Source organism: Vibrio hepatarius, assembly GCF_011806575.1.
GTDB classification, from domain to species: domain Bacteria; phylum Pseudomonadota; class Gammaproteobacteria; order Enterobacterales; family Vibrionaceae; genus Vibrio; species Vibrio hepatarius_A.
Map to the genome: position 1 here is coordinate 119,386 of NZ_JAATOO010000012.1, position 19,843 is coordinate 139,228.

The following is a 19,843-nucleotide window of genomic DNA, read 5'->3' on the forward strand; positions in this document are numbered from 1 at the left end:
CTATCTTGCAACCAAACCGAGTGTTCTTGCCAATAACGGCGCCTTGAGCAGCGGCAAGTTATCCATCGCCGCCAAGCCTAAGTTACGTCCAATACGCAATGTCAGATAGTCATTGGAGAACACGTGAACTAAGGTCGAAGTGAGAGTGATCGTCGCTTCACGATCGGATTCCCGTCGCTGTTTGAAACGGCTTAATACACCATACGACCCTGGGTCTTGAGTGGATTGCGCAATCTCTTCCGCCAAAGTCGCCACATCGCGTATCCCAAGGTTGAAGCCTTGCCCCGCAATTGGGTGGAGCGTTTGTGCCGCATTGCCAACAATCGCAAAGCGGTGAGACGTATTTTGTTTGCGGTAACGAAGTAGCAGAGGGTAACTGGCACGTTGTCCGACTTTCTCTAACGCACCGAGTCGCCAACCAAATGCATCTTGTAGACGAACGAGGAATGCTTCGTCATCTAGCGCCATCACTTGTTTAGCATCTTGCGGTTTGAGACACCACACCAACGACATTCGCCCTTCACTCATTGGTAAAAGAGCCACAGGGCCCGAGTCGGTAAAGCGCTCAAACGCTCGCCCTTGGTGTGCTTGTTGAGTGGTGATATTGGCGATCAGCGCGACTTGCTCAAAATCGTGCTCAAGTAAGTCCAAACCAATTTGCTGGCAGCAGGTGGAAATGGCCCCATCAGCGGCGACCAGTAACTGGCTTTGCAAGGTTTCGCCACTATCGAGCGTCACGCTAACACTCTCTTGCTGGCGTTCAACTGCTTGTACTGAGGCCGGACACAAGAGTTCGATATCGTCGCTTTGCTCAATAAGGTGATGATAAATATTGCCGACATCGGCGAGCTCGACCACGTAACCAAGCGCGTCAACGCCGACTTCTTCTGTGGTAATTTCGGTCATCCCTGCATGAGAACGGTCTGAAACATGAATATGTTTAATCGGTGTGGCGACTTGCGCTATCTCTTGCCATAGCTGCAACGATTTTAGAATATTAACCGTGCCGTGAGAAAGCGCGATAGAACGCGAGTCAAATCCGGGATGCGCTTGATGGTCAACCTTGAATGGCTCGACCACCGCAATCGCAAGGGGCTTGTCAGACAGTTTATTGATGGCCAGTGCTAGCGTCATTCCCGCCATCGCACCACCAGCAATCACAACATCAAACTGCTTCATCAGAGTACCTAATTAGTGGATAGTCGGAGCCTTTTCTTGCACTGGCTTTTGGCCAAACTCTGCATGAATGGTCAGGACGCACGCTTTGACGTGTTCAATCACCTGCTCAAGCAAGATCGCTTGCTCTTGCATGTCATCGTCTTCATCAATGCCAAGTTTTGAGATTTCCTCAAGGTCAGCAAGCGCTTCTTTTACATCTGCTGAAGCCCCCTTCACTTGTGCACCAACTAATCCAAGACCAGAAATATAGTGGTTCACCCACTCAGCCAGTCCGTCTGCCATATCGAATAAGCTCGCACTGGCCTCTTCATCTGGTAGCAACATCGAAACGTCCATGCCTGAACCCGTAAGCTCTTTCATCGTCGCGTCCAATGTTGTTTCAGCAAGCTTAAGTGATTGCATCGGCCACCCCATACCATCATTGGTGTAGTCGAATAGCATCGGCTGCCAGCTCTTGTCGGTAAGACTTAAGCCACCGCTTAACATGCCTGTCAGCAAGCCATGAAGCTCGGCAGGGTTCATCGCAATACCCGCGTTTTGCAGCTCTGTCGCTAATGTTAGGTAGTCAGGTAGATGGGATTCGCTCATGGAGAGACCTAAAAATTGCAAAATAAAGTCAATCGTACCACTTACCAAGGAATGCGGAAACGAGCGATTCGGCAATTATGGGTAGCTTTTACACAATTTGTCCAATTACTGTGTTATTACCGTATAGTTGAATGTGAAAAGCTTGAATCTTAACAGGGCTTTTTCTATAGTTTCCTCCTCGGCGACTAACTGCAGAGTCGCCCCAAGTAACGCGTACAGAGTCGATATGAGTAATCAAGCGGTTGAAGTAGAAGTTTTAGGTAGAACCACACGGGTAAACTGCCCAGCAGGACAAGAAGAGTCACTGTTGCGAGCGGCTGAGCGCCTTGATGAGAGCTTAAAAGATTTGGCTGCAAAAACGAAAATAACCAACGAAGTACAGTTGTTGACTTTTGTTGCACTTAACTTTTGTCATGAGCTAGAGAGCCGTGATAGTTTAAAAGCAGAGCAACAAAACGCGTTAACTGAGCGAATGGAGCTGCTCAGCGCATCACTGGGTGATGCACTAAGTAAAGTAAAGCTAGGACAGCAATAACTTTTACAGCAAAACAAGAATTTACCCTGGAGTGTACGTGAGGGGATTACGTCCCTGAGCCGATAAGCAATACCCAAGGGTTAGTACTTGATAGCTATTGAGCAAGCTCGGCTCGTACCGAGAAGCCTACGGTTATCTCTGCTGATCCGCCTTGAACCAGCTGGTTCAAGGGTCAATAATCTCCAACGGCACTCTGGGGTATTCCCTCTATACCCCACCATCAATGGGTATATTCTATGATTCTCTCTCGCCAAGATTTTCGCCAACACATCCGTGAAAAACGCAATCAACTGCACAGTGATGTTCAGTTTCAAGCCAGTATGGAGCTTGTTACTCAATGCGCGCAACTTAACGAGTTTCAAACCGCCCAGCACATTGCCTTGTACTTGTCCGCCGATGGTGAGCTGATTACCACACCTCTTATCGAGTGGTTGTGGAGTCAAGGGAAGCACACCTACCTTCCGGTCATTCATCCGTTTTCAAAGGGACACTTGCTGTTTCTCCACTACGATGAACATACGCCAATGGTGTTAAATCGCTACTCCATCGCTGAACCCAAACTCGACCAAACCCAAATCCTACCAGTGCAACAACTCGACCTGATTTGTACACCTTTGGTGGCCTTTGATTCTACTGGCCACAGGCTTGGTATGGGCGGCGGTTACTATGACCGAACTTTAGAACCATGGTTTAAAACCGGCCGTGGTCCGAAACCAATTGGCCTAGCCCATGACTGCCAACAGGTTGAAAAGTTGCCGATCGAATCTTGGGACGTACCATTACCTAAAATAGTGACACCAAGCCGAATCTGGGATTGGGAATAAGCGGTGATTGATCATATAATCGCGCCGCAAACGTTAATCTAACCGCATTTTAGGAGATGGGCATGACTCAAGATGAGATGAAGAAAGAAGCTGGCTGGGCAGCACTTAAATATGTAGAAAAAGACAGCATTGTTGGTGTTGGCACTGGTTCTACCGTAAATCACTTCATCGATGCACTGGGTACTATCAAAGATGACATTAAGGGTGCGGTTTCAAGCTCTGAAGCGTCGACTGAAAAACTCAAAGGTCTGGGTATCGAAGTTTTTGATTGCAACGACGTGGCGAAACTCGACATCTACGTTGATGGCGCTGACGAAATCAACGCAGACCGCGAGATGATCAAAGGCGGCGGCGCGGCACTGACTCGCGAGAAAATCGTTGCGGCTATCTCTGACAAATTCATCTGTATTGTAGACGACACCAAAGCGGTTGACGTACTAGGCGCATTCCCACTGCCTGTAGAAGTAATCCCAATGGCTCGTTCATACGTGGCACGCGAGTTGGTTAAACTTGGCGGAGATCCAGCATACCGTGAAGGTGTAGTTACAGATAACGGCAACGTGATCCTAGATGTGCACAACATGCAAATCACTAACCCGAAAGACATGGAAAACAAAATCAACGCGATCGCTGGTGTAGTGACGGTTGGTTTGTTTGCGCATCGTGGTGCTGACGTAGTCATTACCGGCACTCCTGAAGGCGCTAAAATCGAAGATTAATTAGCTCCAATCCAGTTATTTGACGACAAATGGCACCAAGCGGTGCCATTTTCTTTTTCCTCTATAAAAATTATTGCTTATTACGTAATTTTCTTACCCAAAACATCTTTTTTTTGTTAACTTAGATTACAGAAGACGCTCAGGAAAACGTTTGCGTAACATCAATTCATACAAAAATGTTATCCATTTACAATGTGCGCCAGTTAAGCCCCACTTTCCCATTTTAAGGATGATGATAATGGCCAAAGTTTCACTGGAAAAAGACAAAATTAAGATACTCCTTCTAGAAGGTCTTCACCCATCTTCTGTTGAAGTACTCCAGGCCGCAGGTTACACCAATATTGAATATCACAAAGGCTCCTTGCCTGAAGATGAGCTACTTGAAGCCGTCAAAGACGCTCACTTTATCGGTATTCGTTCTCGTACAAACCTATCCCAAGAAGTGATCGATGCTGCTGAAAAGCTGGTTGCTATCGGCTGTTTCTGTATCGGTACGAACCAGGTAAACCTTAGCGCGGCAGCGGTACGCGGTATTCCAGTGTTTAACGCACCATTCTCCAACACTCGTAGTGTTGCTGAGCTGGTTCTTGGTCAGGTGCTACTGCTGCTACGTGGTATTCCTGAGAAAAATGCGCTTGCGCATCGTGGTATCTGGAAGAAGAGTGCCGATAACTCTTACGAAGCGCGTGGTAAACGCCTAGGTATTATCGGTTACGGTCACATCGGTACTCAGCTTGGTATCATCGCGGAAAACTTAGGTATGCGCGTGTACTATTACGATATCGAAAACAAGCTATCGCTAGGTAACGCAACGCAAGTTCACACCATGACAGAACTACTGAACAAGTGTGATGTAATTTCGCTTCACGTGCCAGAAACGCCAGAAACCAAGAACATGATGGGCGTGGAAGAGTTTGCTCGCATGAAGCCGGGCTCAATCTTTATCAACGCTGCGCGTGGTACTGTGGTTGATATCGAAGCACTATGTCACTCACTAGAATCTGGCCATCTTGCCGGTGCGGCAATTGACGTATTCCCGGTTGAACCTAAGACCAACGCAGACCCGTTTGAGTCTCCACTGACTAAGTTTGACAACGTTATCCTGACCCCACACGTCGGTGGTTCAACTCAGGAAGCGCAAGAAAACATCGGCGTTGAAGTCGCAGGCAAACTGGCTAAGTACTCAGATAACGGTTCAACACTATCAAGTGTCAACTTCCCAGAGGTTTCACTGCCGGAGCATCGTGAATGCTCTCGCCTACTGCACATTCACAGAAACCGTCCGGGTATCCTGACGCAGATTAACACCATCTTCGCTGAAGACGGGATCAACATCGCAGGTCAGTATCTACAAACTAACGCAGAGATCGGCTACGTTGTTATCGACGTAGAGTCGTCGCGTTCAGAAGAAGCACTAGAGAAACTGAAGAAAATCGAAGGCACGGTACGTGCACGTATCCTTCACTAAGCTCGATGCTAAGATCAAAAAAAACCACCGTTTCGACGGTGGTTTTTTTTATGACTGAATAACGAAAAATCACTTAAGGTTTTAGAGCTCGCTCACCACGAGCAATGCCCACGACACCGCTTCGTGCCACTTCGATAACTTCCGTGATTTCCGAAAGTGCCTGAATGAAAGCATCAAGTTTTTCACTGTTTCCCGCTAGCTGCACTGTGTACTGTGAAGCGGTGACATCGACGATCTGCCCCCGGAAAATATCCGCTGTTCGCTTCACTTCTGCACGGGCAAAGCCGCTCGCTTTGACCTTCACCATCATCAGCTCGCGCTCGATGTGTTCAAACTCAGTCACTTCCTGAACTTTCAGAATATCAATCAGTTTGTTGAGTTGTTTCTGAATCTGCTCTAACTGCATGTTGTCAGAAATGGTCGTTAGGTTAAGGCGCGACAAGGTCGCATCATCAGTCGGTGATACCGTCAAAGACTCGATATTGTAGCCACGTTGAGAGAATAGACCCACAACTCGAGACAATGCGCCCGGCTGGTTTTCCATTAGTAGCGAAATAATGTGTCTCATATTAAGTTCTCTCCGTTTTGCTTAGCCACATCTTGTCCATACCCTCGCCTTTGATCTGCATTGGGTAAACGTGCTCAGTTTCATCGACGTTAATATCCACAAACACCAAGCGATCTTTCATGTCCAATGCCTGTTTAAGGCCTGACTCTAATTGATCTGGCGTTTCAATGCGGATACCAACGTGTCCGTAAGCTTCTGCGATTGCAGCAAAATCAGGAACAGAACTCATGTATGAGTTTGAATGGCGACCTTGGTAAATAATGTCCTGCCATTGTTTTACCATACCAAGGAAACGGTTGTTCAGGTTGATGATCTTCACCGGGATATCGTACTGCATCGCAGTCGATAGCTCTTGGATATTCATCTGGATACTGCCATCACCGGTCACAACCACGACTTCTTCATTCGGTTTGGCGAACTTAACGCCCATCCCCGCTGGCAAACCAAAACCCATCGTACCTAGACCACCAGAGTTGATCCAACGACGAGATTTACTGAATGGGTAGTACAGAGCGGCAAACATTTGGTGCTGACCAACATCTGACGCGACGTAAGCTTCACCATTAGTGAGTTTGTGCAGCGTTTCAATCACCTGCTGAGGCTTAATACGCTCTGGCGATGTTTCGTAAGACAGACACTGACGGTCACGCCATACTTGAATATCTTGCCACCAACCGTCTAACGCTTCGCTATCATTGACTGCTCCTTGCTCTTCAAGCAGTGTCACCATGCTTTCTAATACTTTCTCCGCAGAGCCTACGATAGGCAGATCCGCTTTAACGTTCTTAGAGATCGACGATGGATCAATATCAATATGCATCACTTTCGCGTTTGGGCAGTACTTTTCTAGGTTGTTGGTTGTACGGTCATCAAAACGTACCCCAACACCAAAGATCAGGTCAGCGTTGTGCATCGCCATATTGGCTTCGTAAGTACCGTGCATGCCAAGCATACCGAGTGAATTTTTGTGTGTGCCTGGAAATGCGCCCAGTCCCATCAGCGTACTCACTACCGGAAGGTTTAGGGCTTCCGCAAGCTTTAACAAGTATTCGTCGGCTTGAGAGATAACCGCACCACCGCCCACATAAAGCACTGGCTTTTTCGCCTCAAGTAACGCCTTCAAGCCTTTCTTGATCTGACCTTTGTGGCCTGTTGTGGTTGGCTTGTAAGAACGCATTGAAATGCTTTCAGGATATTCGTATGGCAGTTTGATCTGCGGGTTCATCACGTCTTTAGGCAAGTCAATCACAACTGGACCTGGTCGGCCAGTCGTCGCGATGTAAAACGCCTTTTTAACGGTTTCTGGAATATCTTCAGCTTTCTTCACCAAGAAACTGTGTTTCACCACAGGGCGAGATACACCCACGATGTCACACTCTTGGAAAGCATCATTACCGATAAGGTTGTTAGGCACGTTGCCGGAAATAACAATCATTGGAATGGAGTCCATGTACGCGGTAGCAATACCTGTGATGGTATTCGTCGCACCAGGACCAGAACAAACAAGTACCACACCCGGCTTCCCTGTTGCACGAGCATAACCGTCCGCCATGTGCGTCGCAGCTTGCTCGTGTCGAACGAGAACGTGTTTGATGTTTTCTGTTTTTGCGTGGAGCGCATCGTAGATATCTAAAACGGAACCGCCTGGGTATCCGAAGATCTGTTCAACGCCTTCTTCGATCAGAGATTGCACTACCATCTCTGCACCGGACAACATTGCTGCCATATTTTTCTCCTTACCAGTGTGCCAATTCGTAAGGTCAACGCATTGGTCTGGTTTTACATAGTCTAGGGCTTATTCGTAGCCTAATTCGAAATATTTCCAGTTTTCGGCTATGTCTTACTTTGTCGTAACAAAAAGTAAGTTAACGAAACCAATGTAACGTTTTATTATCAGAGGGTCTAATGAGATTTTCGTCTCAATTTAAACAAGATGCTAAGGATAACCAAAATGCAAGGCATGACGACTACAAAAAGACTTACATTTAGTGCATTTGGGAATGGTTGATTTTAAATTCAGAATATAATTTTATTAAAGCAGCTCAATTAGGCGCCAATTGAGCCAAGTAACGTATTGTTAGCACAATAAAAAATCCCCCTACTTTGGTACTAGACAAAGAGGAGGATTTTTGAACAATCGAAAATCTAAGCGAATGAAAAGTTACTTCTTATCGCCTTTCTCACTGTACATTTCTTCGATTTCGTCCTGATATTTATCATTAATTACCTTACGGCGTAGTTTTTGTGTCGGCGTTAACTCGCCTTCATCCATCGAGAAAGCCTTTGGTAACAATTTAAAACGCTTCACTTGTTCAAACTTCGCCAGCTCTTTTTGCAGGTCATTCACGCGTTTTTCCAACATCTCGACAACTTGGTGATGTTTAATCAACTCAACTCGGTCGTGATATTTGATGTTCAGCTCTTTCGCGTACTCTTCTAAGCTGTCAAAACACGGCACAATCAAAGCAGAGACAAACTTACGCGTATCGGCGATCACCGCGATTTGTTCGATAAAATGGTCTTTACCGATCGCACCTTCGATCATCTGTGGCGCGATGTACTTACCACCCGAGGTTTTCATCAGTTCTTTGATGCGGTCGGTAATAAACAGGTTACCGTGCTCATCGATATGGCCTGCATCACCAGTTTTCAGGAAACCGTGTTCGTCGAAAGTCTTTTCGGTTTCTTCCGGCATCTTGTAATAACCGCGCATCACCATCGGACCACGAACTAAAATCTCGTTGTTTTCGCCAATTTTGACTTGAGCGCCCGGCATCGACATGCCAATGGAATCTGGGTCAAAGCGTTTATCGTCCCAACAAGAAACCGTCGCCGTCGTTTCTGTCATGCCGTACCCCAGCTTGACGTTGATCCCTATAGCGTGGAAGAAACGACCAATGGTTTCGTCGAGTTTCGCCCCACCACACGGCATAAAGTTGATACGACCGCCAAGCAGTGCGCGCAGCTTAGACAGCACGATTTTATCCGCCAATTGGTAGGCTTTTTTCAACGCAAACGAAGGCTTACGTCCTTCTTGATGACATACCGCCATTTTTGCGCCCATATTCACCGCCCAAGTAAACATCACTTTGCGCATCAACGGCGCACGGGCAACTTTTTCATGGATAGCAGAGAAAATCTTCTCGTAGAAACGCGGCACCGCACACATTACGGTCGGACGAACTTCGCCCAGTGCATCACGCACCTGCATGGTGTCTTGTAAGTAGCAGTTGGTCGCGCCTTTATACAGCACGTAGAAAGTCCAAGCGCGTTCGAATACATGCGAAAGTGGCAAGAAACACAGCGAGACGTCGTCTTGAGACAGGCTCAGTCTTTGGTCATGTCCTTCTAACTGAGAGCCGATGTTTGTGTAATCAAGCATCACACCTTTTGGTTGACCGGTTGTGCCTGAGGTGTAGATCAGCGTCAGCAAGTCATCGAAGTTCGCATCAGCAAGACGCTGTTCGAGCTCGGTTTGGTATTGGCTGTCACCTTGGGCGATGAAGTGTTTCCAAGAAACGACAAACGAGTGGTCGCCTAGGTCAACATCAGCGTCCATAACGACGATCAACTCAAGTTGTTCACATTGGTCAAAAATAGCGATGGCTGCATCAAGCTGAGCTTGTTCACCAACAAACAACACACGAACGTCCGCGTTTTGCAGGATGTAGGCAGATTGCGCGGCAGTGTTAGTTGGATAGATAGGTACCGTTACGGCGCGCAGTTGTAGCGCAGCAAAGTCAGCGACTGTCCACTGCGGCATATTGTTTGAGAAAATCCCGATCTTATCCTGAACTCGCAGACCTTGAGCCAGTAAAGCAAGCGACAGGGCGTCTACTTGCTGACCAAACTGCTTCCAAGTAATGCCGTTCCACATATTGCCCACTTTGTGTTTCAGAGCAATACGATCACCGCCTTTAGCAATCTGTTCACGTATTTTTTTAACGATATGAAAATCTAAGTTGGTCATCTTTTCTACCTTTAGCTTACACCTGTAAGCTTTTGAGCGCACAAGTGTACATTTCAGATGCTAAAAGGCAACTGACGCTTATCAAAGTTATCAATTAAATAGTAAAAAACCTTGAATGACGTAGCGTCACTCAAGGTTTTCAACGATATTTTTAGCTCAGTTATGCGGTAGCAACAACTTCACCACACACCACCATTAGGCAATCGCGCAACCAGATGTGGCCTTTGTCTTTTTCATTCGATTCATGCCAGCTTAGGTAGCCGCTGATTTTGCCGTTTTCAAATGGGAAGTTAAGCACTTGCAGTTGCTCTTTGTTCGCCGCATTTTCTACCATCCAACGCGGTGCAATTGTCACTAAGTCAGATTGACCAACAACATACAGCAAGTTGCTAAGGCTCGCGCCTTCATAGTAAGCCTGTACATCCAAATCGCGGTACGCTTGCTCTGAGAAACTGCGCTGACCATGAACGCGTGACAATTTCGCGTGGCGTTCGTTACGTAGCCGTTCAGGCGTCACTTCACCTTGAATGCGAGGGTGCGTTTTTGCTGCTACAACGACGAGTTCGTCTTGGAAGATTTCGGTACTAGAGAAACCTTGCTCATCAAAACGAGAATAATCGATAACAAAATCCACTTCTTGGTAGCGCATACGTTCTGCCAACTGACGGTCAAACTCAGCGTCTAGGTGCAGTTGAACATTTGGCGCTTGAGCGTGAATATTCGACATGATCTGTGGAGCAAAACGCATGTCGCATGGGCTGCAAATTGCCAGCTTAAAGCGACGGCTCGAAGATTCAGGAGAGAAGATTGAACTAGGCAGTTCATTGCGGATAAGTTGCAACGCTTGGCGAACAGGACCAAACAGTTGACGAGCGCGTTGAGTCGGTTGGATACCACGTCCTTGACGCATGAAGAGTTCATCGTTGAACATCACTTTCAAGCGCGCGACGGCATTACTTACTGCTGGCTGAGACATGCCTAAGTTGTGTGCCGCACGTGTAATGTTTTGTTCTTGCATTACCGCATCAAACACAGTCAAAAGATTTAAATCTACGCCGCGCAGAATGCTTTCCATACGAAAGTTGGCAATCGTGCTCATCGACTCTTTTTTATCGTTCATGTATCAAGCCTCTTAAATGTTTCAGCAAAGCTGAAATGCATGGAATTTCAAAGATTAGAAAACCTGCAGTGATAGTATTTGTTTGCCGGATGATTTACGGCGAGCCATTACTATCAGCGAATCAATCAATAAGAGGCAACTCGATTGATAAATAATCAGTACTTTTTATAGGAACTATAGGAATAGTATTACAAATCAGCCATATAGGGAGATTATAAAAAGATCTAAAGACGCTTTTTTTAGTCGATTAAGAAGTTATGAATAGTTCACACCAGTTACATAAGTAGGACTTTTCTTATGGGTGTAAGAAATAACTTTCTAGATAACCTAAAAGTCTCGTCAATTATTTCATCATTATTTTGACGTAGTACGATAGTTTACTCTCATATATTGGTGACATAACTGGGGAAGTCGACCCTGTCCCACAAGCGAGTCGTAAGCTCTGTTTGGTTACCCCAATTCCCCTGTTGCAACCAGTCGACTATCGCCTCAGCGACATTCGGATAATTGACGCTTTCTGCTTGGGCTTCATCCAACCAGCAGCGCAGAATGGATGCATCCAACATATCCATACACGTGGCTAAGCCAAGGTCTTCCAGAGTTGCCACATTGCTTAACTGTTCAAATTGTCCTGACAACGGTTTGAGTAATAATTTCTTCCCGAGCGTGAGCGCTTCCGACGGCAGCTCAAAACCACCATTGGCGATCACTCCACAGCAGCGATGCAGGTGATACTGGAAGCCTTCAAAGCTCAGCGGTAGAAACTGCACATTTTCCACCAACTCATCTTCGATGATTTCTGGGTGGTAACAAATGAAGCGCTGGCTGGCAAAGCGAAACAACAGTTCTGAAATATCGTTAAGGTTTTCAAATGGCAGATAGACTAAAACGAAATCTTCGCTGCCTAGGTGTTTATTCGGAGTATGGACAATCGGTGGCAAGATAGGTTGGTCAAAATGATACCAGTGCAAGCCGATTCGATGCTGTGCCGGTGCAAAATGTTCGATGATTTTTTTATCCAGCCAGCTGGCGCCTTTCAGTGGCACAGAATAACGGAACGCATTTTGGTGGCTGATGCTGATCGAAGGAACGCCTTGTCTTTTCGCTGCCCATGCAGAAACAGGTTCAAAGTCATTGAGCACCAAATCGTATTGGCTCAAGTCCAACTCGGAAACTTCTTGCCAAAAGTTGAGCACGTTATTGTTTAAGCACGTTTTCAGATAGCTGACTTGTCCGTTGTGGCTGACAAACGTCAAACCTCGGCGCGTTTGATACTGGCCGAACTCTTCCATTGAAAAGTATTTCTTTTCATCTCGCCCTGAAAACAGGAAGTCAGCGTGAATGCCGCGACTCTTCAGTGTATGACACATCGCTCTAGCACGTGCGATGTGCCCATTCCCCGTCCCCTGAACTCCGTAGAAAATCTTCATCAATTACGCTCCAGCCAACACCGTCAACGCGATTTGCGCACAGCCAAGACCGAGCAAAGCACCAAGTACTACGTCTGTTAAGAAGTGCACCCCAAGTAAAATTCGAGATGCTCCTATAAGCGTGGCCCATACGAAGGCAAAAGTATCCAGTTCCGGATAGAAAAAGCTCAACAGCGTCGCGATAAGAAATGCTGCGGCAGTATGCCCCGACGGCAAACTGTAACGGTCTGAAGGAGTGATAAATGAAGTGACTAGTTCTGACAATTCTTGAGGCCGACGGCGTTTAAACGCGTTTTTAGCCATCCAGTAGAGTGGCAGTTCAATCGTGAATGCCAATAATCCCACCAGCAAAAACATGAGCCCGCGCTCACCGTCCATCCACCATGCTAATCCGCCCAGTACCGCGTATAAGTGGCCATCACCCGTATGTGAAATGGCTTTACTCAATCTTGATAGCGGGTAAGAAAAGCGGTGCTGTAAACAGAACAATGAAAATGCCAAATCCAATTTGGCGATAGGTTCGATAGTACGCATTATCAACTCCCAACTCGGTCGCTTTTGCAATCAAGTTATAAGAGAACAATGACAAATCCATTAAGCTTTATGGGTATTACCGTGACAATCGAATCCGTCGCACCAAAACGTCTTGACGTGGTGATGAGCCGCCTAATCACCGACAGCAACCAGAGCAAAAATCGGGCGTCTATCGGCATCCCTAAGCTCACAATACACTCACTTTCGGCTCTCGGGTTGTCTGCCTTCAAGTGTACATTGGCATCAACCCGGCGGGTTTGCAGCAGGTCTGAGCAGACTTTGCTTGCTGGTGATTGGGTTACTTACGCCCAAGATGTACCAAATAGCATTAGAGCTCAGACGAGACCGGGGACGGTTAAGTGGTTTCCTTAGTAAAACCATCACAAGACATTGTTTTAAAAGGAAACGAACGCGATTTATTGCAACAAGCGTGATTTACTCATCTTACCCGTTAGGAAAAAAATCAATCGATTTCAACTTTTACGGTTGACGCGCCCCAGAGAGTGCGGTACTAATTTGTTAACTCGAATTTGTGGTTTATTTAACACCTAGATAGGTTTGTATAACAATGACAATTAATTTTTCTATCCTGCTGAGCCTCCTCCTTATCGTGAAATCATCGCGCGGGTAGGCTGTGGAAGAAAAATAACCACAACAAGAATTGCAAAAACCCGCATCCAGATGCGGGTTTTTTTATATCTAAATACCGGAAGTAAACGATTAACTGATGCTGATTGCATCAAAATCAAATAAGGAAGCACACATGAACGATCAGGTCATTATTTTCGACACCACATTGCGTGATGGCGAACAGGCGTTGTCAGCAAGTTTGACAGTTAAAGAGAAACTGCAGATTGCCTATGCGCTTGAAAGGCTCGGCGTTGATGTTATCGAAGCAGGTTTCCCTATCTCTTCTCCAGGTGATTTCGAATCCGTACAAACCATCGCTAAAAGTATTAAAAACAGTCGTGTTTGTGCCCTTTCGCGTGCCGTTGCGAAAGACATCGATGCTGCCGCTGAAGCGTTGAAAGTTGCTGACCAGTTCCGTATTCACACCTTTTTGGCAACCTCAACGATCCACGTTAAAGATAAACTGCGCCGTAGCTACGACGACGTGGTTGAAATGGCAGTAAACGCGGTGAAACATGCGCGTAACTATACAGACGACGTTGAGTTCTCGTGTGAAGATGCTGGCCGTACGCCAATCGACAATCTATGCCGTATGGTCGAAGCAGCGATTAACGCAGGTGCCACTACAGTTAATATTCCAGATACTGTTGGCTACACCGTACCAAGCGAATTTGGCGGTATTATCCAAACGCTGTTCAACCGAGTGCCAAACATTGATAAAGCGGTCATTTCTGTGCACTGCCATGACGACTTAGGTATGTCAGTCGCCAACTCGATCGCTGCCGTTCAAGCAGGTGCTCGTCAGATCGAAGGCACGATCAACGGTATCGGTGAGCGCGCCGGTAACTGTTCGCTAGAAGAGATCGCAATGATCATCAAGACTCGCCAAGAGTTCTTGGGCGTACATACTGGCATCAAGCACGAAGAGATCCACCGTACCAGTAAGTTGGTGAGCCAACTATGTAATATGCCGATCCAAAGCAACAAAGCGATCGTCGGCGCGAACGCATTTAGCCACTCTTCAGGTATCCACCAAGACGGTATGTTGAAGAACAAGAGTACTTACGAAATCATGACGCCTGAGTCGATTGGTTTGAAGAACCAAGCGCTAAACCTAACCAGCCGTTCTGGTCGCGCTGCGGTGAAGAGCCATATGGACTCAATGGGCTACAAAGAAGAAGAGTACAACCTAGACGCACTGTACACCGACTTCTTGAAACTGGCTGACCGTAAAGGACAAGTGTTCGATTACGATCTAGAAGCCTTGATGCACTTCTCTAACCTTCGTGAAGAAGACGATTACTACAAACTGAACTACCTAAGCGTTCAATCTGGTAGCGTGATGGCAACGACCAGTATCAAGATCCAATGTGGTGACGAAGAGAAATGTGAAGCAGCCGTCGGTAATGGTCCAGTCGATGCGTTGTACCAATGTATCTATCGAGTGACGGGTTATGATATTGTGTTAGACAAGTTTGACCTAACCGCGAAAGGTGAAGGTGAAGACGGTCTTGGCCAAGCAGATATCATTGCGAACTACAAAGGTCGCAAATACCACGGTACCGGTATTTCAACCGATATCGTCGAGGCTTCAGGTCAGGCACTACTGCACGTAATCAACAGCATCCATCGTGCAGACCAGATTGCAGAAATAAAACAAAAGAAAGTTGCAACAGTATAAGACAGACTCCAGGGACGAGAGTCGTCCCTGGAAATCTAAATAATTAGAGTGAAGGAAAACATGACAGACAAAACGTATAAAATTGCCGTTCTTCCAGGTGACGGCATTGGCCCAGAAGTAATGGAACAAGCACATAAAGTGCTGGATGCGATTCAAACTAAACACGGTATCTCTTTCGAGCGCGAGCAACACGATGTTGGTGGTATCGCGATTGACAACCATGGTTGCCCGTTGCCAGAAAGTACAGTGAAAGCGTGTGAAGAAGCTGACGCGGTACTATTCGGCTCAGTTGGCGGCCCAAAATGGGAACACCTACCACCGAATGACCAACCAGAACGTGGTGCACTACTTCCGTTACGCAAATACTTCCAACTATTCTGTAACCTACGTCCAGCTCAAATCCATACTGGGCTAGAAGCATTTTCTCCTCTGCGCGCAGATATTTCTCAGCGCGGTTTCGATATCGTTGTGGTTCGTGAGCTAACTGGTGGCATCTACTTCGGCCAACCTAAAGGTCGTGAAGGCGAAGGCGCGAACGAAAAAGCGTTTGATACTGAGGTTTATCACCGCTTTGAAATCGAACGCATCGCGAAAATCGCTTTCGAATCAGCGCGTCTACGCAGCAAGAAAGTGTGCTCTATCGACAAAGCGAACGTTCTACAAAGCTCGATTCTATGGCGCGAAGTGGTTGAAGAGATCGCTAAAGATTACCCTGATGTCGAGCTATCTCATATGTACATCGATAACGCGACAATGCAGCTTATCAAAGACCCTTCACAGTTTGACGTAATGCTGTGTTCAAACATCTTCGGTGACATCATTTCTGATGAATGCGCCATGATCACTGGCTCTATGGGTATGCTCCCTTCCGCAAGTCTTAACGAAAGCAAGTTTGGTTTATACGAACCTGCAGGCGGCAGTGCACCGGACATCGCTGGTAAAAACATCGCTAACCCGGTCGCACAAATCCTATCGGCAGCACTAATGTTGCGTTACAGCCTAGGCGAAGAAGCGGCAGCGCAAGATATCGAATCTTCGGTATCTAAAGCACTGTCAGCTGGAGAGTTGACTGCTGATCTAGCCGGAGACAAACCAGCATTATCGACGTCAGAAATGGGCGATAAGATCGCTGAGTACATCTTGAACTCATAATTACCGAATACATAAACACAACAGATTAAAGTCGTCATTATAAATACAACCCCAATGACAGAGGTACTTCCTCTAAGTCATTGGTGCTGCGGCAAGGCATCGATATCAAGCAGCTTGGGAGTTTAGTCCGCTAAATGACCAAGCTGATTGATAGAAGCAAACACAGTTGCAGTGACAAGGACGACGAGGAAGAGCAATGGGTAAAACATTATATGAAAAAGTCTACGACGCACACGTTGCCGTAGCAGCCGAAGGGGAAAACCCGGTCTTATACATCGACCGTCACTTAGTGCATGAAGTGACCTCTCCTCAAGCGTTCGATGGTCTGCGTGAAAAAGGCCGTAAAGTGCGTCAGGTGAGCAAGACTTTTGCCACTATGGACCACAACGTTTCGACTACAACGAAAGACATCAACGCCTCTGGTGAAATGGCACGTATCCAAATGGAAACGCTGTCTAAGAACTGTGAAGAGTTTGGCGTCACTCTCTACGACATCAACCACAAATACCAAGGTATCGTCCACGTTATGGGCCCTGAGCTCGGGATCACCCTTCCTGGTATGACAATCGTTTGTGGCGATTCACACACGGCGACTCATGGTGCTTTCGGCTCACTGGCGTTCGGTATCGGTACATCAGAAGTTGAGCACGTTTTGGCGACTCAAACGCTAAAACAAGCTCGCGCGAAAACCATGAAGATCGAAATCAAAGGTAAAGTGGCTCCGGGAATTACGGCAAAAGACATCGTACTAGCGATCATCGGTGAAACTACGGCTGCGGGCGGCACTGGTTACGTGGTTGAGTTCTGTGGTGAAGCCATCCGCGATCTTTCAATGGAAGGTCGTATGACAGTATGTAACATGGCGATCGAATTAGGTGCTAAAGCAGGTCTAATCGCACCAGATGAAACAACATTCGAATACATCAAAGATCGCAAATTCTCACCAAAAGGTGCGGATTTTGATGCAGCAGTAGAATACTGGAAAACACTAAAAACTGACGATGACGCTGAATTTGATGCGGTTGTAACATTGAACGCAGCAGACATTAAACCTCAGGTCACTTGGGGGACTAACCCAGGTCAGGTGATCTCAGTCGATGCTCCAATTCCTTCTCCAGAGAGCTTTGCAGATCCTATCGAGAAAGCGTCGGCAGAAAAAGCTTTGGCTTACATGGGTCTAGAAGCAGGCAAATCTCTATCGGATTACCCAGTCGACAAAGTGTTTGTTGGTTCGTGCACTAACTCGCGTATCGAAGACATGCGCGCTGCGGCAGCTGTCGCGAAAGGCCGCAAAGTTGCGGCTCACGTTCAAGCTCTGATTGTTCCAGGTTCTGAGCAAGTTAAAGCGCAAGCGGAAGCGGAAGGCCTAGACGTTATCTTTAAAGAAGCAGGATTTGAGTGGCGCCTACCAGGCTGCTCGATGTGCTTGGCGATGAACAACGACCGTTTAGGTCCAGGAGAACGCTGTGCATCGACTTCAAACCGTAACTTTGAAGGACGCCAAGGCCGTGATGGCCGTACGCACTTGGTAAGCCCTGCGATGGCTGCAGCCGCTGCAATTGCTGGCCACTTTGTTGATATTCGTGAGTTGGACTAAGGAGAAACTAACATGTCAGGTTTTAAACAACACACAGGCTTGGTAGTTCCTCTAGACGCTGCAAACGTCGATACCGATGCGATCATTCCAAAGCAATTTCTACAAAAGGTTTCTCGCCTTGGCTTTGGTAAACACCTATTCCATGATTGGCGTTTCCTAGATGATGGTGGCGAACAACCGAATCCCGACTTTGTCTTGAATGCTCCACGTTATAAAGGCGCGTCTATTTTACTTGCTCGTGAAAACTTCGGTTGTGGCTCTTCTCGCGAACACGCACCTTGGGCTCTGGCGGATTACGGCATTAAAGCGATGATCGCACCAAGTTTTGCCGACATTTTTTATGGCAACTCAATCAACAACCAAATGGTACCAGTACGCTTAACTGAGCAAGAAGTCGATGAGATCTTCCAGTTTGTTGAAGCGAACGAAGGTGCGCAGGTTGAAGTTGACCTTGAAGCCATGAAAGTGCGAGCAAACGGTAAAGAGTACTCGTTTGAAATCGATGAGTTCCGTCGTCATTGTTTGCTAAATGGTTTAGACAATATCGGCTTAACACTTCAGCACGAAGACAAGATTGCTGAGTTCGAAAATAAGATTCCTGCTTTCTTACAGTAAGCAATTTAATTCGAAGAAAGGTTGGCTAAGGCCAGCCTTTTTTATTTGAAACAAATCTTTAATTGATTCGGTCTTATCTACATCTATCTATTATGAATCTTACGAACATGAAAGCACTGTTACTACTTACCCTGTCTTTATTCTCATTGAGTACATTCGCTGCCCCTAAGTCCGAATTGTGGCAATATTGGAATACCTCTAACGAGGGTACTATCATCAAGGTCAATCACCAAAAATGGCAAGCGATATTGGATAAATACCTTGTTAGTGAGGGAGAAAACACGCTATTTCGCTACCGCAGTGTTTCTTCGTCTGATAAGCAAAACCTGAAGGACTATATTCGAGAGCTTTCTTCCATCGACCCACTTCAACTCACCAAAGCGCAGCAGTATGCTTACTGGGTTAACCTATATAACTCGCTCACGGTAGATTTGATCCTAGATGCATATCCAGTTCAATCCATTACCAAACTTGGTGGGCTATTTAGCTTTGGACCGTGGGAAGAAGAGGTAGTGGTAATAAACAATAAAAAGCTCACCTTAAATGACATTGAACACCGAATTTTAAGACCGATTTGGCAAGATCCAAGAACCCATTACGCCGTGAACTGTGCAAGCTTAGGTTGTCCGAACCTACAATCTCAGGCTTTCACCGCTACTAATAGCGAGCAATTGCTAGAACAAGCCGCCAACTCATTCATCAATAGTGACAAAGGCGTAAAAGTCACTGGTAAGCAAGTTCGCCTATCTTCGATCTACGAATGGTTTGCTACAGACTTCGGTTCTCAATCCGATCTAATCAATCATCTAGCTCAATACCGTCCTGAGCTAAGTTCTCTCAAAGGTGGCTTTGAGTATGATTACGATTGGACTCTGAATGAGAAAAGATAGCTAAGTCTAAAAGTAGCGCTAAGAAAGTCATTAAAACAGACATAAGCCTAAGTCTTTCGACTTGGGCTTTTTTATATGTATTCTAATAGCGGGTATGACTGAGCGGCAGGGAGATATCACAGAATACTCAACACAGACAAAAACCTCTGTGCTTCCACTGAGGGTGGGGAAGTGATTGGAATTACATACGACTGAAACCCTACTTCCTCGAAAAAACTATGCGGCATAAACGACAAAAGCCTAGTCTTTCGACTAGGCTTTCTAAGAAGTGGCGGAGCGGACGGGACTCGAACCCGCGACCCCCGGCGTGACAGGCCGGTATTCTAACCAACTGAACTACCGC

General features: G+C 46.5%; 18 protein-coding genes and 1 other RNA gene. 11 read left to right on the plus strand and 8 right to left on the minus strand.

The annotated features are described in order from the left end of the window. The gene (gene ubiH, locus HCZ42_RS11675; RefSeq protein WP_167420860.1) at nt 1-1,179 is read right to left on the minus strand and encodes a 2-octaprenyl-6-methoxyphenyl hydroxylase; all 1,179 of its coding nucleotides are present in this window, start codon (nt 1,177-1,179) and stop codon (nt 1-3) included. Nucleotides 1,180-1,191: 12 nt separating this feature from the next. After that, nucleotides 1,192-1,767: a YecA/YgfB family protein gene (locus HCZ42_RS11680; protein ID WP_167420861.1), complete on the minus strand. Its 576-nt coding sequence runs from the start codon at nt 1,765-1,767 to the stop codon at nt 1,192-1,194. A gap of 226 nt (nt 1,768-1,993) precedes the next feature. Between HCZ42_RS11680 and HCZ42_RS11685 the strand changes: the two genes are divergently transcribed. The 5 genes from HCZ42_RS11685 (at nt 1,994) to serA (ending at nt 5,313) form a co-directional block, all read left to right on the plus strand. Then, entirely contained in the window at nt 1,994-2,302 is a 309-nt protein-coding gene (locus HCZ42_RS11685) for a cell division protein ZapA (protein WP_167420862.1), read from the plus strand. A gap of 20 nt (nt 2,303-2,322) precedes the next feature. Then, nucleotides 2,323-2,506: non-coding RNA, 6S RNA (gene ssrS, locus HCZ42_RS11690), on the plus strand. A 32-nt stretch (nt 2,507-2,538) separates the two neighbouring features. Continuing rightward, nucleotides 2,539-3,126, plus strand: a complete 588-nt coding sequence (locus tag HCZ42_RS11695) for a 5-formyltetrahydrofolate cyclo-ligase (RefSeq protein ID WP_167420863.1) — start codon at nt 2,539-2,541, stop codon at nt 3,124-3,126. A 62-nt stretch (nt 3,127-3,188) separates the two neighbouring features. Continuing rightward, entirely contained in the window at nt 3,189-3,845 is a 657-nt protein-coding gene (gene rpiA, locus HCZ42_RS11700) for a ribose-5-phosphate isomerase RpiA (RefSeq protein WP_167420864.1), read from the plus strand. A gap of 238 nt (nt 3,846-4,083) precedes the next feature. After that, a complete protein-coding gene (serA, locus tag HCZ42_RS11705) occupies nt 4,084-5,313 on the plus strand; it encodes a phosphoglycerate dehydrogenase (RefSeq protein ID WP_167420865.1) in 1,230 nt (409 codons plus the stop codon). Between the two features lie 73 nt (nt 5,314-5,386). On the opposite strand, the gene ilvN is transcribed toward serA, so the two are convergent. From ilvN to HCZ42_RS11735, 6 genes are all read right to left on the minus strand, one after another. Beyond that, complete coding sequence (gene ilvN, locus HCZ42_RS11710) at nt 5,387-5,881, minus strand: acetolactate synthase small subunit (RefSeq protein WP_167420866.1); 495 nt, start codon at nt 5,879-5,881, stop codon at nt 5,387-5,389. 1 nt (nt 5,882) lies between these two features. Then, the gene (locus HCZ42_RS11715) at nt 5,883-7,607 is read right to left on the minus strand and encodes an acetolactate synthase 3 large subunit (protein WP_167420867.1); all 1,725 of its coding nucleotides are present in this window, start codon (nt 7,605-7,607) and stop codon (nt 5,883-5,885) included. Nucleotides 7,608-8,042: 435 nt separating this feature from the next. After that, nucleotides 8,043-9,851: an AMP-dependent synthetase/ligase gene (locus HCZ42_RS11720; protein ID WP_167420868.1), complete on the minus strand. Its 1,809-nt coding sequence runs from the start codon at nt 9,849-9,851 to the stop codon at nt 8,043-8,045. Between the two features lie 160 nt (nt 9,852-10,011). After that, a complete protein-coding gene (leuO, locus tag HCZ42_RS11725; protein ID WP_167420869.1) occupies nt 10,012-10,971 on the minus strand; it encodes a transcriptional regulator LeuO in 960 nt (319 codons plus the stop codon). 383 nt (nt 10,972-11,354) lie between these two features. Beyond that, nucleotides 11,355-12,401 carry an MJ1255/VC2487 family glycosyltransferase gene (locus tag HCZ42_RS11730; RefSeq protein ID WP_167420870.1) on the minus strand — a complete coding sequence of 349 codons (1,047 nt, stop codon included), beginning with the start codon at nt 12,399-12,401 and terminating at the stop codon, nt 11,355-11,357. A gap of 3 nt (nt 12,402-12,404) precedes the next feature. Then, nucleotides 12,405-12,935 (minus strand): phosphatase PAP2 family protein, encoded by a 531-nt coding sequence (locus HCZ42_RS11735; RefSeq protein WP_167420871.1) that lies wholly within the window; start codon nt 12,933-12,935, stop codon nt 12,405-12,407. Nucleotides 12,936-12,983: 48 nt separating this feature from the next. Here HCZ42_RS11735 and HCZ42_RS11740 point away from each other — a divergent pair, with 48 nt between their 5' ends. The 6 genes from HCZ42_RS11740 to HCZ42_RS11765 all read left to right on the plus strand — a co-directional run bounded on the left by HCZ42_RS11740 (nt 12,984) and on the right by HCZ42_RS11765 (nt 19,500). Further along, nucleotides 12,984-13,307 carry a hypothetical protein gene (locus tag HCZ42_RS11740; RefSeq protein WP_167420872.1) on the plus strand — a complete coding sequence of 108 codons (324 nt, stop codon included), beginning with the start codon at nt 12,984-12,986 and terminating at the stop codon, nt 13,305-13,307. Nucleotides 13,308-13,698: 391 nt separating this feature from the next. Then, the gene (gene leuA / locus HCZ42_RS11745; protein WP_167420873.1) at nt 13,699-15,246 is read left to right on the plus strand and encodes a 2-isopropylmalate synthase; all 1,548 of its coding nucleotides are present in this window, start codon (nt 13,699-13,701) and stop codon (nt 15,244-15,246) included. Between the two features lie 60 nt (nt 15,247-15,306). Beyond that, on the plus strand, nt 15,307-16,398 hold the full coding sequence (gene leuB, locus HCZ42_RS11750; RefSeq protein WP_167420874.1) for a 3-isopropylmalate dehydrogenase: 1,092 nt from the start codon (nt 15,307-15,309) through the stop codon (nt 16,396-16,398). A 196-nt stretch (nt 16,399-16,594) separates the two neighbouring features. After that, nucleotides 16,595-17,995 carry a 3-isopropylmalate dehydratase large subunit gene (gene leuC, locus HCZ42_RS11755; protein ID WP_167420875.1) on the plus strand — a complete coding sequence of 467 codons (1,401 nt, stop codon included), beginning with the start codon at nt 16,595-16,597 and terminating at the stop codon, nt 17,993-17,995. A 12-nt stretch (nt 17,996-18,007) separates the two neighbouring features. Continuing rightward, nucleotides 18,008-18,610 carry a 3-isopropylmalate dehydratase small subunit gene (gene leuD / locus HCZ42_RS11760; RefSeq protein ID WP_167420876.1) on the plus strand — a complete coding sequence of 201 codons (603 nt, stop codon included), beginning with the start codon at nt 18,008-18,010 and terminating at the stop codon, nt 18,608-18,610. 107 nt (nt 18,611-18,717) lie between these two features. Next, nucleotides 18,718-19,500: a DUF547 domain-containing protein gene (locus HCZ42_RS11765; protein ID WP_167420877.1), complete on the plus strand. Its 783-nt coding sequence runs from the start codon at nt 18,718-18,720 to the stop codon at nt 19,498-19,500. Nucleotides 19,501-19,843 lie beyond the last annotated feature (343 nt).

Bases quoted from the DNA above. Each gene is read 5' to 3' on its own strand.
- ubiH (WP_167420860.1), bottom strand. From the start codon at position 1,179: ATGAAGCAGTTTGATGTTGTGATTGCTGGTGGTGCGATGGCGGGAATG.
- HCZ42_RS11680 (WP_167420861.1), bottom strand. From the start codon at position 1,767: ATGAGCGAATCCCATCTACCTGACTACCTAACATTAGCGACAGAGCTG.
- HCZ42_RS11685 (WP_167420862.1), top strand. From the start codon at position 1,994: ATGAGTAATCAAGCGGTTGAAGTAGAAGTTTTAGGTAGAACCACACGG.
- HCZ42_RS11695 (WP_167420863.1), top strand. From the start codon at position 2,539: ATGATTCTCTCTCGCCAAGATTTTCGCCAACACATCCGTGAAAAACGC.
- rpiA (WP_167420864.1), top strand. From the start codon at position 3,189: ATGACTCAAGATGAGATGAAGAAAGAAGCTGGCTGGGCAGCACTTAAA.
- serA (WP_167420865.1), top strand. From the start codon at position 4,084: ATGGCCAAAGTTTCACTGGAAAAAGACAAAATTAAGATACTCCTTCTA.
- ilvN (WP_167420866.1), bottom strand. From the start codon at position 5,881: ATGAGACACATTATTTCGCTACTAATGGAAAACCAGCCGGGCGCATTG.
- HCZ42_RS11715 (WP_167420867.1), bottom strand. From the start codon at position 7,607: ATGGCAGCAATGTTGTCCGGTGCAGAGATGGTAGTGCAATCTCTGATC.
- HCZ42_RS11720 (WP_167420868.1), bottom strand. From the start codon at position 9,851: ATGACCAACTTAGATTTTCATATCGTTAAAAAAATACGTGAACAGATT.
- leuO (WP_167420869.1), bottom strand. From the start codon at position 10,971: ATGAACGATAAAAAAGAGTCGATGAGCACGATTGCCAACTTTCGTATG.
- HCZ42_RS11730 (WP_167420870.1), bottom strand. From the start codon at position 12,401: ATGAAGATTTTCTACGGAGTTCAGGGGACGGGGAATGGGCACATCGCA.
- HCZ42_RS11735 (WP_167420871.1), bottom strand. From the start codon at position 12,935: ATGCGTACTATCGAACCTATCGCCAAATTGGATTTGGCATTTTCATTG.
- HCZ42_RS11740 (WP_167420872.1), top strand. From the start codon at position 12,984: ATGACAAATCCATTAAGCTTTATGGGTATTACCGTGACAATCGAATCC.
- leuA (WP_167420873.1), top strand. From the start codon at position 13,699: ATGAACGATCAGGTCATTATTTTCGACACCACATTGCGTGATGGCGAA.
- leuB (WP_167420874.1), top strand. From the start codon at position 15,307: ATGACAGACAAAACGTATAAAATTGCCGTTCTTCCAGGTGACGGCATT.
- leuC (WP_167420875.1), top strand. From the start codon at position 16,595: ATGGGTAAAACATTATATGAAAAAGTCTACGACGCACACGTTGCCGTA.
- leuD (WP_167420876.1), top strand. From the start codon at position 18,008: ATGTCAGGTTTTAAACAACACACAGGCTTGGTAGTTCCTCTAGACGCT.
- HCZ42_RS11765 (WP_167420877.1), top strand. From the start codon at position 18,718: ATGAAAGCACTGTTACTACTTACCCTGTCTTTATTCTCATTGAGTACA.